At 68.9% G+C, this 14457-nt stretch carries 14 protein-coding genes and 1 tRNA gene; 9 read left to right on the forward strand and 6 right to left on the reverse strand.

The window, feature by feature from the left end; genetic code table 11:
• Window positions 1-49: 49 nt before the first annotated feature.
• Window positions 50-122, forward strand: a tRNA-Arg gene (locus A4X16_RS06080).
• A 19-nt stretch (window positions 123-141) separates the two neighbouring features.
• Here A4X16_RS06080 and A4X16_RS06085 read toward each other — a convergent pair.
• Window positions 142-411: a hypothetical protein gene (locus A4X16_RS06085; RefSeq protein WP_067117941.1), complete on the reverse strand. Its 270-nt coding sequence runs from the start codon at window positions 409-411 to the stop codon at window positions 142-144.
• A 203-nt stretch (window positions 412-614) separates the two neighbouring features.
• Here A4X16_RS06085 and ssb point away from each other — a divergent pair, with 203 nt between their 5' ends.
• From ssb to A4X16_RS06105, 4 genes are all read left to right on the forward strand, one after another.
• Window positions 615-1220 carry a single-stranded DNA-binding protein gene (gene ssb, locus A4X16_RS17435; RefSeq protein ID WP_082914322.1) on the forward strand — a complete coding sequence of 202 codons (606 nt, stop codon included), beginning with the start codon at window positions 615-617 and terminating at the stop codon, window positions 1218-1220.
• 83 nt (window positions 1221-1303) lie between these two features.
• Complete coding sequence (locus tag A4X16_RS18045; RefSeq protein ID WP_067117944.1) at window positions 1304-1801, forward strand: DUF6993 domain-containing protein; 498 nt, start codon at window positions 1304-1306, stop codon at window positions 1799-1801.
• Window positions 1802-1911: 110 nt separating this feature from the next.
• On the forward strand, window positions 1912-3591 hold the full coding sequence (ettA, locus tag A4X16_RS06100) for an energy-dependent translational throttle protein EttA (RefSeq protein ID WP_067117947.1): 1680 nt from the start codon (window positions 1912-1914) through the stop codon (window positions 3589-3591).
• Between the two features lie 6 nt (window positions 3592-3597).
• Window positions 3598-4089, forward strand: a complete 492-nt coding sequence (locus A4X16_RS06105; protein ID WP_067117950.1) for an acyl-CoA thioesterase — start codon at window positions 3598-3600, stop codon at window positions 4087-4089.
• Window positions 4090-4135: 46 nt separating this feature from the next.
• Here the strand turns inward: A4X16_RS06105 and A4X16_RS06110 are convergent, their stop codons facing one another.
• The gene (locus A4X16_RS06110; RefSeq protein WP_067117953.1) at window positions 4136-5023 is read right to left on the reverse strand and encodes an acyl-CoA thioesterase; all 888 of its coding nucleotides are present in this window, start codon (window positions 5021-5023) and stop codon (window positions 4136-4138) included.
• Window positions 5024-5073: 50 nt separating this feature from the next.
• Here A4X16_RS06110 and A4X16_RS06115 point away from each other — a divergent pair, with 50 nt between their 5' ends.
• Window positions 5074-5736: a hypothetical protein gene (locus A4X16_RS06115; protein WP_067117956.1), complete on the forward strand. Its 663-nt coding sequence runs from the start codon at window positions 5074-5076 to the stop codon at window positions 5734-5736.
• Between the two features lie 46 nt (window positions 5737-5782).
• Here A4X16_RS06115 and A4X16_RS06120 read toward each other — a convergent pair whose 3' ends face one another.
• From A4X16_RS06120 to pepN, 4 genes are all read right to left on the reverse strand, one after another.
• On the reverse strand, window positions 5783-7441 hold the full coding sequence (locus A4X16_RS06120) for an FAD-binding dehydrogenase (protein WP_067117959.1): 1659 nt from the start codon (window positions 7439-7441) through the stop codon (window positions 5783-5785).
• Window positions 7438-7887 carry a globin gene (locus A4X16_RS06125; protein ID WP_067117962.1) on the reverse strand — a complete coding sequence of 150 codons (450 nt, stop codon included), beginning with the start codon at window positions 7885-7887 and terminating at the stop codon, window positions 7438-7440. The genes A4X16_RS06120 and A4X16_RS06125 overlap by 4 nt, the downstream gene beginning before the upstream one ends.
• A complete protein-coding gene (locus tag A4X16_RS06130; RefSeq protein ID WP_067118439.1) occupies window positions 7884-8963 on the reverse strand; it encodes a mechanosensitive ion channel family protein in 1080 nt (359 codons plus the stop codon). The genes A4X16_RS06125 and A4X16_RS06130 overlap by 4 nt, the downstream gene beginning before the upstream one ends.
• Before the next feature lie 86 nt (window positions 8964-9049).
• Window positions 9050-11602 carry an aminopeptidase N gene (gene pepN, locus A4X16_RS06135; RefSeq protein WP_067117965.1) on the reverse strand — a complete coding sequence of 851 codons (2553 nt, stop codon included), beginning with the start codon at window positions 11600-11602 and terminating at the stop codon, window positions 9050-9052.
• A gap of 124 nt (window positions 11603-11726) precedes the next feature.
• Between pepN and A4X16_RS06140 the strand changes: the two genes are divergently transcribed.
• From A4X16_RS06140 to A4X16_RS06150, 3 genes are read left to right on the forward strand one after another with little or no spacing between them, the layout of a single operon-like run.
• On the forward strand, window positions 11727-12911 hold the full coding sequence (locus A4X16_RS06140; RefSeq protein ID WP_067117967.1) for a ferrochelatase: 1185 nt from the start codon (window positions 11727-11729) through the stop codon (window positions 12909-12911).
• A gap of 30 nt (window positions 12912-12941) precedes the next feature.
• Complete coding sequence (locus A4X16_RS06145; protein WP_067117970.1) at window positions 12942-13427, forward strand: ribose-5-phosphate isomerase; 486 nt, start codon at window positions 12942-12944, stop codon at window positions 13425-13427.
• 1 nt (window position 13428) lies between these two features.
• On the forward strand, window positions 13429-14445 hold the full coding sequence (locus A4X16_RS06150; protein WP_067117973.1) for an Fpg/Nei family DNA glycosylase: 1017 nt from the start codon (window positions 13429-13431) through the stop codon (window positions 14443-14445).
• The last annotated feature ends 12 nt before the right edge of the window (window positions 14446-14457 follow it).

Below are 14457 nucleotides of genomic sequence, written 5' to 3' on the forward strand. Positions count from 1 at the left end.
CCTATCGACGGCGCCGACATCGGGCCGGGGGCGGTACGGTAGTCCTGCCGCCTCCGTAGCTCAGGGGATAGAGCAGGAGCCTTCTAATCTCTTGGTCGCAGGTTCGAATCCTGCCGGGGGCACTCGATGCGCATCCCGTCGTCAGCCGTTCCGCAGGGCGGCAACGGCGTCGTCGGGCCTCCAGAAGTCGCCGACGAGCCAGAAGTCGCCGGTGGCGAGGTGCAGTCGCTCCGCTCGGTACCGGAGACCGAGCGGGTCGGGGACGATGCGCAGATGCCCGAGAATCCGTCCTGCCCCGTCCTGCACCCGCCACAGGTGCGCCGAGGCCCGGACGAGGTGCTCGCGCGGCGAGGACAGCCGAGGAGTCGCGAGCGGCAACTCGGGTGATGAGGTGATCAGGTTCGCGGACATGTCTTTCTCCTTCCGGATTCGAACATACGACCGACCACCGACATTCGCCCCGGGCGTGTCCGGGGGCCCGGGCGCAACTCGCCCCGCACAGGAGAAGAAGTCATCCGGTTGTGCACAACGGCCGGTCCGCGCCCCTGCCGACGCGGTCGCGGTGGCGCAGGCTGTCCTGATCCGGGTCCGTCCCGGCGTGAAGAGGAGAGATCATGTACGACATCATCACGATCGTGGGGAACGTGGCGACCGACCCCACCCAGGGGCGGACCGCGAACGGCGTCGCGGTGACCAACTTCCGGGTGGCCAGCACGCATCGTCGGTTCGACGAGTCGACCCAGACCTGGGTGGACGTGGTGACCAACTGGTACTCGGTGGCGGCGTTCCGGCAGCTCGGTGAGAATGCGAAGGCGTCGATCCGCGCAGGGGACAGCGTGATCGTCACCGGCAAGGTGAAGATCCGAGCCTGGGAGAACAACGGCAGACAGGGGACGAGCGTCGACATCGACGCGGATGCGATCGGCCACGATCTCCGCTGGGGCACGACGGCCTACCGACGCAACTCCCGATCCGCCGCGACGGAGCACGCGCCGCGGAGCACGTCGTCCCCGGAGGGGGCGGCGCCCGCACCGGATGCTCGGCGGTCGGCACCGGAGGGGGATCGCGTCATCGAGACGCCGTGGGTGTCCACCGGCTCCCGCGCGGACGGACGGGTGGAGGATTTCGACGAGGCGTTCCAAGCCGCGATCTCGGACCAGGACTCGGAGCTGAGTGTCGGCGCCGGTTCGGCGTCGGACGGCTGGGCCGAGACCGACTGAATGCGGCCGGGAGCGGCAGCCCTTCGACGGTCACGGCGGCCGCGGCAGCCGGGGGAGACGCGGCGGGGACATAGACTCGTGTCGTGCTTCGACGACCGTCCGCCTCCGTCTCGCAGGCGGCCGTCGCCGTTCTCGGCGGCGCCGCGCTGGCCCTCTCGCTCGCGTCGTGCAGTCCGATGACCACGCCCGAGCCTTCGGACGATCCGGTCCGGCCCAGCCCGACCGCGCCCCCGACTCCCGAGGGACCGGCGTATGTGGCGGACGGCAGCGCGGAGGACAATCTGCCTCTCTTCGCCGCCGTGACGGCGGCCGTGTGGGCGTCGGATCAGCGCGGCTCGGGACGAGCGTACGTCGACGCACTCACCGCTGCGGGTTTCGATCGAGCCGCGATGCAGGTCACTCAGGACGCGACGACCGTCGGCAATCCGGTGGAGAGCCTTCAGTTCTCGGTGCGGTGGGGCGACGCGGACTGCCTGGTGGGACAGGTCGGGCCGTCGACAGGCGAACCGGTGACCGCCGTTCTGCCGCAGCTGGCCGAGGGTCGGTGTCTCGTGGGGACGACACGCGCGATCGACTGGTGAGTGCCGGCGCCCACCTCTGCACGGAGGATCAGCCCGCACGCAGGTCGGCACCATGATGGCCGGTAGGCTGGAGTGTCGATCTTCGATGCCAACAGAAGGAGCGGTTTTCGGTGGCTGAGTACATCTACTCGATGGTTCGTGCACGCAAGGCGGTGGGCGAGAAGCTCATCCTCGACGATGTGACGATGTCGTTCCTCCCGGGCGCGAAGATCGGCATGGTCGGTCCGAACGGCGCGGGCAAGTCCACGATCCTCAAGATCATGGCGGGCTTGGACACGCCGTCGAACGGCGAGGCCAAGCTCACGCCGGGCTTCTCGGTCGGGATCCTGATGCAGGAGCCCGAGCTCGACGAGTCGAAGACCGTGATCGAGAACATCCAGGACGGCATCGCGATCAAGGCCAAGGTCGACCGCTTCAACGAGATCTCGCTGGCGATGGCCGATCCGGACGCCGACTTCGATGCACTGCTCGCTGAGATGGGCACCCTGCAGGAGGAGATCGACGCCGCCGACGGATGGGACCTCGACTCCCAGCTCGAGCAGGCCATGGACGCGCTGCGCACGCCCCCGGCGGATGCCGCCATCGCACCGCTCTCCGGTGGTGAGAAGCGCCGCGTGGCTCTCGCCAAGCTGCTGCTCCAGAAGCCCGACCTGCTGCTCCTCGACGAGCCGACCAACCACCTCGACGCCGAGAGCGTGCTGTGGCTCGAGCAGCATCTGCAGGCCTACAAGGGCGCGGTCATCGCGATCACCCACGACCGATACTTCCTCGACCACGTCGCCGAGTGGATCGCCGAGGTCGACCGCGGCCGGCTGATCGGGTACGAGGGCAACTACTCGACGTACCTCGAGAAGAAGGGCGAGCGTCTCGAGATCCAGGGGAAGAAGGACGCGAAGCTCGCGAAGCGTCTCAAGGACGAGCTCGAGTGGGTGCGCTCGAGCGCCAAGGGGCGTCAGACCAAGTCCAAGGCGCGTCTCGCCCGGTACGAGGAAATGGCGGCGGAGGCGGAGCGGACGAGGAAGCTCGACTTCGAGGAGATCCAGATCCCCGCTGGGCCCCGTCTCGGCAGTGTCGTCATCGAGGCCAAGAAGCTGCAGAAGGGCTTCGACGGACGGTCGCTCATCGACGGCCTGAGCTTCAGCCTTCCGCCGAACGGCATCGTCGGCGTCATCGGCCCCAACGGCGTGGGAAAGACGACGCTGTTCAAGACCATCGTCGGACTCGAGCCGCTCGACGGCGGTGACCTCAAGATCGGCGAGACCGTCAAGATCAGCTACGTCGACCAGTCGCGGTCGAACATCGACCCGAACAAGACGCTGTGGGAGGTCGTCTCCGACGGCCTCGACTTCATCACCGTCGGGAAGACCGAGATCCCGTCGCGAGCCTACGTCTCCAAGTTCGGGTTCAAGGGCCCGGACCAGCAGAAGAAGGCCGGCGTCCTCTCGGGCGGTGAGCGCAACCGTCTGAACCTCGCCCTCACCCTGAAGGAGGGCGGCAACCTCCTCCTCCTCGACGAGCCGACCAACGACCTCGACGTCGAGACGCTCAGCTCCCTGGAGAACGCCCTGCTCGAGTTCCCGGGCTGCGCCGTCGTGATCACCCACGACCGGTGGTTCCTCGACCGCATCGCGACGCACATCCTCGCGTACGAGGGCACCGACGAGAACCCCGACCAGTGGTACTGGTTCGAGGGCAACTTCGAGGCCTACGAGGAGAACAAGATCGAGCGCCTGGGTCCGGATGCCGCCAAGCCGCACCGGTCCACCCACCGCAAGCTGACCCGCGACTGACCTCGGATGAGCGAGACCGACTCGACCGGGTCCCGGCTGCACATCCCGATCCACCTCCGCTGGGGCGATCTGGATGCGTTCAACCACGTCAACAACACCTCGATGCTGAAGCTGCTCGAGGAGGCGCGCGTGCGCGCTTTCTGGCGTGCGGGACCCGGCGAGGAGGCGCCGTCCACAGCGGTCCTCGACTCGGGGATCGACGAGGGCGTGCTGACCCTCATCGCTCGTCAGGAGATCGAGTACCTCGCTCCGGTGCCGTACCAGCGCCGCCCGCTCGAGGTGCAGATGTGGTTCGGCAAGCTCGGCGGCTCGAGCGTCGAGGTCTGCTACGAGGTCCACAACGATCCCGCGGCGGAGCCTCGCACACTCTATGCGCGCTCCACGGCGATCATCGTGCTCGTCGATGCCGGATCGGGCACGCCCACACGTCTCACGCAGGAGATGCGCGACGCGTGGGCGCCGTTCGTCGGCCCCTCGATCGAGTACGCCCACCGCTGATCCCTGCGTCCGGGCGCTTCCGGAACCAGGACTGCAGGCGCCCGACTCAGTCCGAGGCGGGAACGCGTACCATGATCTCCTGGGCCACGGAGGCGACGAGATCCCCGGTCTCGGAGTAGATGCGGCCCTGAGCGAGCCCTCTCCCGCCACGGGCGTTCGGGGACTCCTGCAGATACAGGAGCCACTCGTCCACGCGAGCGGGTCGATGCCACCACATCGCGTGATCGAGGCTCGCGACCTTGAGTCCTGGCAGCGCCCAGTACACGCCGTGAGCGCGGAGGATCGACTCCTGGATCGTCATGTCGCTGAGGTATGCCAGCGCCGCCCGGTGGATCCGCTGATCGTCGGGAAGAGGAGCGCGCATCCGCATCCAGACGCCCTGCTGGGGCACGCGAGCATCGTCGCTCGGAAGGAACAGCGGCCCCTCCACGTGGCGGATGTCCGCCGCACGGTCGCTGAGCATCCGGGCGGTGCCCGCCGGCAGACCGTCGACCCGCTGCTCATCGGGGAGCAGCGAGTCGGGCGACGGCACCCCCTCGGGCATCGGCGTCGCATGCTCGAGCCCCGGATCCTCGTCCTGGAACGACGCGATCATCGAGAAGATCGGGACCCCGTTCTGATACGCCTGCGAGCGACGCGTGGAGAACGAGCGTCCGTCGTGGATGCGATCCACCGCGATGGTGATCCCCTGACTCGCATCCCCGGGGCGGAGGAAGTATCCGTGCATCGAGTGGACCGCCCGGTCTTCGGGGAGCGTGCGCTCGGCGGCGAGCAGGCTCTGTGCGAGCACCTGTCCGCCGTAGATGCGACCGGACGGCATCGGATGGGAGGAACCCGTGAAGATGTCCTCGGTCGTCCTCGCCTGCGTCGAGTCGAGGTCGAGGACCTCCAGGAGCTGTTCGACAGTGCGGATCGCGTGTTCGTCGGCGGTCATGACTTCCTTCCCGCGACTGCGGTTGATGCGGCGTTGATAGTTTAGAGGGCGTGCCCCATCAGCTCCTCCTCGCCGACGACGACACGACCAGAGACGTCCTCACGTTCGTCGGGCGGGCGGCCCGGATCACGGACGAGGGCGTGCGGCTGCAGGCAGCCGGCGGCGTCCTGGCCCTCACCGCGGCGGCTCTCGCGCCGCAGGGCCTCTTCGATCACACTCCGACGGTGCTCGCGATGAGGATCGTCCACGCCGATCCGGAGCTCGAATGCGACGTCGTGGTGGCGTCGCTGGCGGCGACCGACGATCCGCGGACTCTCGATCTCCCCGACACGGGCCTTTCGCCGGCATGGGCCGGTGTCGCGCCTCCCCGTGGTCGATGGGAGGCGACCGCCACGGTACCGGCATCCGTCGTCGCGCAGCGCGCCCAATGGGGCATCAGCGCCGTGGCGCGCGGTGCGGGGATCGGCTCGGGGGAGGAGGCGGTCCGCGCGCTGCGGGCATCCGTCTGGGGCGAGCCGGACGAGGACCTCGCGGGCCTGCCCAGGGGAGTGGCCTTCGCGGCGGACGCCTTCGGCTTCATCTCCGGCGAAGAGGACGTGGTCATCACGCGATCCGGCCGATGGTCCCGTCTGGCGTTCCGGCGCGGGCACGTGCTCACTCGCGGTCCGATGGCCACCGGCCTGACCGCGGTCAGAGGCACGGGATCCCCCTGACGACCCGCGGCGGTCGTGTCCGTCCGCGACGTCGAGGCGCACGTCGTCAGCGTGCGGCCGCCCGGCCGGTCTGGCGGCCGGAGAACAGGCAGCCGCCGAGGAAGGTGCCCTCCAGCGCCCGGTATCCGTGCACGCCGCCTCCGCCGAATCCACTCGCCTCACCGGCGGCGAAGAGGCCGGCGATGGGGCGTCCGCTCGCATCGAGGGCGCGACCGTCGAGATCGGTGGTGATTCCGCCGAGCGACTTCCGGGTGAGCACGTGCAGCTGCACGGCGATCAGCGGACCCGCGGCGGGATCCTGCAGCCGATGCGGTGCGGCGGTGCGGATCAGCCGGTCTCCGCGGTAGGCGCGCATCGATCGGAGCATGCCGATCTGAGCGTCCTTCGTGAAGTCGTTGTCCATCTCGCGGTCCCGCGCCACGATCTCGCGTCGCGCCTGCTCGATGTCGAGAGCCTCCCCGCCGGCGTGCGCCTTCATCTGCTCCAGCAGCGACTCGAGGTCGTTCTCCACGATGAAGTCCTCGCCCTCGTCGAGGAAGGACTGGACGGGTCCGGTCGGCCCCTTGGCGAGACGCGACCGCACCAGGAGGCCGACGTCCTTCCCGGTGAGGTCGGGATTCTGCTCGCTGCCCGAGAGGGCGAACTCCTTCTCCACGATCTGGCGGGAGGTCACGAACCACGAGTGGTCGTGCCCCGTGGAACGCAGGTGGGCGAGCGTGCCCAGCGTATCGAACCCGGGGAACAGAGGGACGGGCAGCCGGCGACCGGTGGCGTCGAGCCAGAGCGAGGACGGACCGGGGAGGATGCGGATGCCATGTGCCGGCCACACCGGGTTCCAGTTCTTGATGCCTTCGACATAATGCCACATCCTGTCGCCGTTGATCACCCGTGCGCCCGCGGCCTCGGACACCGCGAGCATGGACCCGTCGACATACGCGGGGACGCCGCTGAGCATTCGCGCCGGTGGGGTGCCGAGCGACGCCGGCCAGGCGCTCCGCACGAGCTCGTGGTTGCCTCCGATACCGCCGGAGCAGACGACCGTGGCGCCCGCGGCGATGTCGAAGTCGCCGATCACCTCGCGCGGCGACGCCTCGCCGCGGACGGCGCCGCTGGACGCGAGGATCTCTCCCCGTGCACCGGTGACGGCTCCGTCGGACGTGACGAGCTCGGTCACCCGGTGTCGTGCCAGGATCGTCAGCCGACCGTCGCGCTCGCCCTGTTCGACGGCGGCGGCGAACGGCGCGACCACTCCGGGTCCGGTGCCCCAGGTGATGTGGAACCGCGGAACGGAGTTCCCGGGACCGAGCGCCCCGTACCCGCCGCGTTCCGCCCACCCGACGACGGGGAAGAATCGCATGCCGCGGGCGTGCAGCCACGAGCGCTTCTCGCCCGCGGCGAAGTTCAGGTAGGCCTCCGCCCAGCGTCGCGGCCAGTGGTCCTCCTCGCGGTCGAACCCCGCAGTGCCGAACCAGTCCTGAGTCGCCAGTGCGAGCGAGTCGCGGATCCCCAGGCGGCGCTGCTCGGGAGAGTCGATGAGGAAGAGCCCGCCGAACGACCACCACGCCTGACCGCCGAGATTCGTCCGCGGCTCCTGATCGACGAGGACGACCCGACGACCGGCGTCGAGCGCCTCGCCGGCGGCGACGAGCCCGGCCAGCCCCCATCCGATGACCAGAACGTCGGCAGACAGGGGCGTGTTCGTCATGAGGTCTCCGTTGATTCCTGACGTGAGCGGTTCTCGAACTGGGGGCGTCCGTCAGCGGGGGCGCCGATTCCGGACGGCTCGAATGTGTTCACCATGGCATACGCCGCGCGCTCGAGGTAGTCCCACAGCGTGGATTCGTGCAGGGGCGACAACTCCGCCTCGTCCACGGCCGTGCGCATGTGACGGAGCCAACGGTCCCTGGCGTCGGGATCGACGTGGAAGGGCATGTGGCGCATGCGGAGACGGGGGTGTCCTCGAGTCTCTCCGTAGGTCGTGGGCCCGCCCCAGTACTGCTCGAGGAAGAGCAGCAGCCGCTCCTCGGCCGGTCCGAGGTCCTCTTCGGGGTACATCGGCTTCAGCACCGGGTCGAGCGCGACCTCGCGGTAGAACACCGAGACGATCCGCGCGAACGTCTCGCGTCCGCCGACCTCGTCGTAGAACGTCACTTCTGGCTGCTCCCGTCGTCATTCGTCTTCTTGCGCCGCCAGATGCCCCGGTCGGGGATCACAGGTACGCCGGTCACCGCATTCGGCCGCGTCTTGGGCGGGTTCGCACCGCGCACGCGTCGAGCGCCGTCGAGCCCCGTCGGGATCACCGTCTCCATGCTGGGCAGCCCGATCTCCTTCTCGAGGAGCGCTGCGCGCAGACGACGGCGCAGCTCCTGCGCCACGTCGTCCTTCGCATTCGCCCTCGTCTTGATGACGATGCGCACCACGAGAGCCTCACCGCCGATGGATTCGAGTCCCCAGAGCTCGGGCTTCTCGATGATGCGCGTGCGCCACTTGGGGTCCTTCGCGAGAGTCTGCGCGATCTCCAGCATGGTGTGCTCGACCTGCTCGAGATCGGAGTCGAGAGGAACGCCGATGTCGATGATCGCGCGGGCCCAGCCCTGCGACATGTTGCCGATGCGGGTGACCTCGCCGTTGCGCACGTACCAGAGCGTGCCGTTCACGTCCCTGACCTGCGTGATGCGCACGCTCACGTACTCCACCACGCCGGTCGCGAGGCCGAGGTCGACGACGTCGCCGATGCCGATCTGGTCCTCGGCGACGATGAACATGCCGTTCAGGACGTCCTTGACGATGTTCTGGGCGCCGAAACCGAGACCGGCGCCGACGGCTGCGGTCAGCAGGGTCAGGGAGCCGAGGAGCGTGGGCGCCAGATGGTTGACCACCAGGACGATCGCGATGACCACGAGCATCACGTTGACGATGTTCTGCAGGATCGTGCCCAGTGTCCTCGTGCGCTGCACGAGTCGCATGTCCGCCAGAGGAGAGCGCTCGAGAGCCTGCGTGTCGTCGACGTCCGCCTTGTTCTTGGCGCTGTCGACGATGCGATGCACGACGCGGCGGATCACCACGCGCAGCACGAGCGCGATGAGGATGCACCCGACGATGATGGCGACGACACCGAGGATCTGCAGTCCGACATCCATCAGGATCTGCAGCGCGCCGGCCCACCAGGCAGACACCGCAGCGGTGAACTCGTCGGGACCATCGGGCGCTTGGAGGGGCATCGTCATCATCCCCTCCAGACTAGCGATCGGGCCTCTGCGCGGGCTGGACGCACCGTGCAGAGGCCCGATCAGGTCGTGCCGTACGCGGAGGGTCAGTCCTCCGCGTCGCGCGCCTGCGCGGCGAGGGCGCGCTCGACGTCGGCGAGGTTCTCGAGAACGAGACGACGCAGTGCGGGGGCGGCCTCCTGGTTCGCGGAGAGCCACGCGCGCGTGGCGTCGCGCAGGGCGACGTCCGCGAGCGCCGTGGGGAAGAGGCCGACGATCAGATACTGCGCGATCTGGTAGGTGCGCGACTCCCAGACGGGCAGGAGCATGTCGAAGTACGCGGGGACGAAGTCCCGCAGGGACTCGACGCCGGCAGGATGCACGAAGCCGAGCGCCGCCGACCGCACGACGGTGTTCGGCGCATCGTCGCGCTCGACGAGCGAGGCCCATGCGGCCTTCTTCGATGCCGGATCGGGCAGCGCCGCACGCGCCTGCGCGGCGAACTCGCCGCCCTTCGCGGTGTTGTCCGCCGCAAGAGCGGCGTCGATGCTCGCGGCATCTGTCGCACCGATCGTCGCCAGGCCGACGAGCAGCTGCCAGTTCAGGTCCGCATCGATCTCGAGTCCGGGCAGGGTCTCCTCTCCGGACCGCAGACGCCCGACGATGCCCGCATGCTCGGGGGTGACGAGGGAGCCGGCGAACGCCGTGACGAACTGCAGCTGGCTGTCGCTGCCGGACTGGGCGCTCTCGGCGAGCGTCCACAGCCCGTCCGCGACCTTCTGGCGCGCTGCGAGGCGCTCGTCGGGGGCGACGTACAGGGTGGCCGCCGTGCGGAGCTGCGCGAGCGTCGTGCGCACCGTCGTCGACTCGGTCTCGCGGCCGATGTTGCCGAGCACGAGGTCGATGTAGTCCGACGCCGCGCTCTCCGCGTCGCGCGTCTGGTCCCAGGCGGCGCCCCACACGAGCGAGCGGGCGAGCGGGTCGCTGATGTCGGCGAGGTGAGCGATGGCGGTCGCCAGGGAGCGCTCGTCCAGACGGATCTTGGCGTACGCGAGGTCGTTGTCGTTGAGCAGGATGAGGTCGGGGCGCGCGATGCCGTGCAGCTCCGGGATCTCCGTGCGGTCGCCGTCGACGTCGACCTCGGCGTAGTGACTGCGCACGAGCGATCCGTCCTGCAGCGAGTAGAAGCCGATGCCGAGGCGGTGCGGTCGGATCGTCGGGTAGTCGGCCGGTGCGGTCTGGGTCACCGCGAACCGCGTGATGATGCCCTGGGAGTCCTCGGCCACGACCGGCTCCAGCGTGTTCACGCCTGCGGTCTCCAGCCACTTCTTCGACCACGTGCCGAGGTCGCGGCCGCTGGTGGCCTCGAGCTCGACGAGGAGGTCGCTGAGCTCCGTGTTGCCCCAGGAGTGCTTCTGGAAGTACTGGGAGACACCGGCGAAGAACGCCTCGATGCCGACCCAGGCGGCGAGCTGCTTGAGGACCGATCCGCCCTTGGCGTACGTGATGCCGTCGAAGTTGACCTGCACGTCCTCGAGGTCGTTGATGACGGCCGTGATCGGGTGGGTCGAAGGGAGCTGATCCTGACGGTAGGCCCAGGTCTTCTCCATCGCGTTGAACGTCGTCCAGGCCTCGGTCCACTCGGTGGCCTCGGCGGTCGCGATCGTCGACGCCCACTCCGCGAAGGACTCGTTCAGCCAGAGGTCGTTCCACCACTTCATGGTGACCAGGTCGCCGAACCACATGTGGGCCAGCTCGTGCAGGATCGTGACGACCCGGCGCTCCTTGACGGCATCGGTCACCTTGCTGCGGAACACGTAGGTCTCGGTGAACGTGACCGCGCCGGCGTTCTCCATGGCCCCGGCGTTGAACTCGGGGACGAACAGCTGGTCGTACTTGGCGAACGGGTAGGGGACGCCGAACTTCGACTCGTAGTACGCGAAGCCCTCGCGCGTCTTGTCGAAGATGTAGTCGGCGTCGAGGTGCTGCCACAGGCTCTTGCGGCCGTAGACGCCGAGCGGGATCACGCGACCGGAGGCGCTGGTGAGCTCCGAGAACGTGGACTCGTAGGGGCCCGCGACGAGGGCCGTGATGTACGACGAGATGCGTGGGGTCGGCTCGAATCCCCACGTCGCGACCGAGGGGTCGTCGTGGACGATGGGCTCGGGGGTGGGGGAGTTCGAGACGACCTTCCACGTCGCGGGGGCGGTGACCGTGAACTGGAAGGTGGCCTTCAGGTCGGGCTGCTCGAAGACCGCGAACACGCGCCGGGAGTCGGGCACCTCGAACTGGGAATAGAGGTACACCTCGCCGTCGACGGGATCGACGAAACGGTGGAGGCCCTCGCCCGTGTTGGTGTAGAGGCAGTCCGCGTCGACGACGAGCACGTTCTCGGCCTGCAGGCCGGCGAGCGCGATGCGGGAGTCGGCGAAGACCTCGTCAGGATCGAGCTGCTCCCCGTTGAGCGAGATCTCGCGCACCTCGCGGGCGATGAGGTCGATGAAGGTGAAGCTCTCCGGCGTCGCGGTGAAGCGCACGACGCTGCGGGATCCGAAGACCTCCGCGCCCTTGGTCAGGTCGAGCGAGACCTCGTAGGACTGGGTGTCGACGACGTCGCGGCGCTCCTGCGCTTCGATGCGGGTGAGGTTCTCTCCAGGCACAGCTGTACTCCCAGGGGTGAGGGGATGCTGCCGCAACCCAGCGCAGTTGGCGCCCACGGCAACCATGACAGCCTACGCCAGCACGACGGCCTGTCTCACGTCAGGAAGATGAAAGGATGGGGGAGTGACTGCGATCGAGCCGAACATCGTCCCCTTTGCCTCTGCCGCCGCCGCGAGCGGGGCCCCGTTCGTGAGCACTCCGACGGCGTACGACGGCATCCTCCTCGCCGGCTTCGGCGGACCCGAGGGGCAGGAGGACGTCATCCCGTTCCTCCGCAACGTCACGCGCGGCCGCGGCATCCCCGACGAGCGCCTCGAGGAGGTGGCCCACCACTACCGTCACTTCGGCGGAGTGAGCCCGATCAACGGTCAGAACCGCATTCTGAAGGAGGCGCTCGAGGGTGAGCTCGCACGACGCGGCATCGACCTCCCCGTCTACTGGGGAAACCGCAACTGGAGCCCCTATCTCGAGGAGGTCGTGACCGAGGCGGCCGACCAGGGACACCGCACGCTCCTCGCGTTCGCGACGAGTGCCTACAGCTCGTTCTCCAGCTGCCGCCAGTATCGCGAGGACTTCGCCAGGGTTCTGGAGGAGACGGGCCTCGGCGAGACCGTGACGATCGACAAGATCCGCCCGTTCTACGACCACCCCGGCTTCGTCGAGTCGTTCGAGACCGGAGTGCGTGACGCCGTCGAGGCCTTCCTCGCCGACGGCATCGCCGCGGCGGACATCCAGATCCTCTTCTCCACCCACAGCATCCCGACCGCCGACGCCGAGCGCTCCGGCGCCCGCGACATCGACTGGGGCGAGGGCGGTGCCTACGCGGCGCAGCATCTCGCCGTGGCGGCCTGGGTCATGGATCGCGTCCGGGCGACGGTCCCGGCGGCCGCCGAGGTCTCGTGGGAGCTCGTCTACCAGTCGCGATCCGGTCCTGCATCGCAGCCGTGGCTCGAGCCCGACGTGTGCGACGTCATCGGCGAACTGCCCGCGCGGGGCCGCAAGGCGGTCGCCGTGGTGCCCGTCGGATTCATGAGCGACCACATGGAGGTGCTCTGGGACCTCGACACCGAGGCCGCCGAGGCCGCCGAGGAGGCGGGCCTGGCCTTCACGCGGACCCCGACTCCCGGTGTCGCCGCGTCGTTCGTCGCGGGCATCGTCGATCTGATCGAGGAGCGTCTCGAAGGTCGTCCCAACGAGGAGCGTCCGCACGTCACGTCGCTTCCCGGCGGGTTCGACGTGTGCCGCCCCGGCTGCTGCGAGAACGTGCGCGCGGGGTTCAAGCCGGCTGCCGCCGGCGTCGCACCGTGATGAGGCGTCCGCGCTCCTAGGATGGGAGCCATGCGCATCCACATCGCCACCGATCACGCGGGTCTCGACTTCTCCACGCAGCTGCAGGATCATCTGCGCGGCGCGGGGCACGAGGTCGTCGACCACGGTCCGGTCGAGTACGACGCGCTCGACGACTACCCCGCGTTCTGCATCCGCGCCGCGCAAGCCGTCGTCGCCGACCAGGCGGCCGGAGTGGACACGCTCGGCGTGGTCTTCGGTGGATCGGGCAACGGCGAGCAGATCGCGGCCAACAAGGTCGAAGGCGCGCGAGCCGCACTCGTCTGGAACACCTCGACGGCGGAGCTCGCCCGGGAGCACAACGACGCGAACGTGATCTCGATCGGCGCGCGTCAGCATACGTTCGAGGAGGTCATCTCCTTCATCGACACGTTCATCGCGACACCGTTCTCTCACGACGAACGCCACGTCCGTCGCATCGGACAGATCGCCGACTTCGAGCGCGACGGCTCGCTGCTCCCGGATCCGCGGGCCTGACATGCCCGAGGGCCACTCCGTCCATCGCATCGCCCGGCAGTTCGACCGCAACTTCGTCGGGAAGGCGATGCGAGCATCGAGCCCGCAGGGTCGCTTCGCCGAGGGTGCGGCGGTCCTGGACGGCCGCGAGGCGGTCAGCGTCCAGGCCGTGGGCAAGCAGATGTTCCTCGAAGCGGAGGGCGACGTCTGGCTCCGGGTCCACCTCGGCCTGTACGGGGCGTGGGACTTCGCGGGGGAGATCCTCGTCGATCCGACCATCGCTTCGTCGAACGGTCGCATGGGACAGACGAACCAGCGCGGCACGGTCCTCGACGAGGTCGATGCCGAGGACGACGCCATCCTCGACGATGCAGGGGAGAACTCGCTCTCGTCGATCGGGGCGCCGCGGCGGGCCCGCGTGCACGTGCGGATGTCGGAGCAGACGAAGGGCCTCGACGACGAGGGGACCGAGTGGCCGCCGCCCGTCGTCGGCCAGGTGCGCCTGCGACTCATGACCGACATCACCGCCGCCGACCTGCGCGGTCCCACCGCGTGCGTGCTGCAGACCCCCGACGAGATGCTGGCGACCGTCGCGAAGCTCGGACCCGACCCGCTGGTCGGCGATCCCGTGCAGAACGAGGAGCGGTTCGTCCGTGCCGTGCGGAAGAAGCCGACCGTGATCGCGCTGCTCCTCATGGACCAGGCCGTGGTCAGCGGCATCGGCAACGTCTACCGTGCCGAGATGCTGTTCCGACAGCGTCTCAACCCGCACACGCCGGGGCGGGACGTCCCCGAGGACGTCGTGCGCGCGCTCTGGCACGACTGGGTCCGTCTGCTCGCGATCGGCGTCGAGACCGGTCAGATGATGACGATGGACGACCTGTCGCCGGAGCGATACCGGGCCGCGATGGCGAGTCGCGACGATCGGCACTGGGTCTACCATCGCGCGGGGCTGCCCTGTCGCGTGTGCGGCACCGAGATCGCGCTCGAGGAGATCGGCGCGCGCAAGCTCTACTGGTGTCCCCGCTGCCAGGCGTGAGCGCCCGGTCAT

The organism is Microbacterium sp. H83 (assembly GCF_001650405.1).
Lineage (GTDB): Bacteria > Actinomycetota > Actinomycetes > Actinomycetales > Microbacteriaceae > Microbacterium.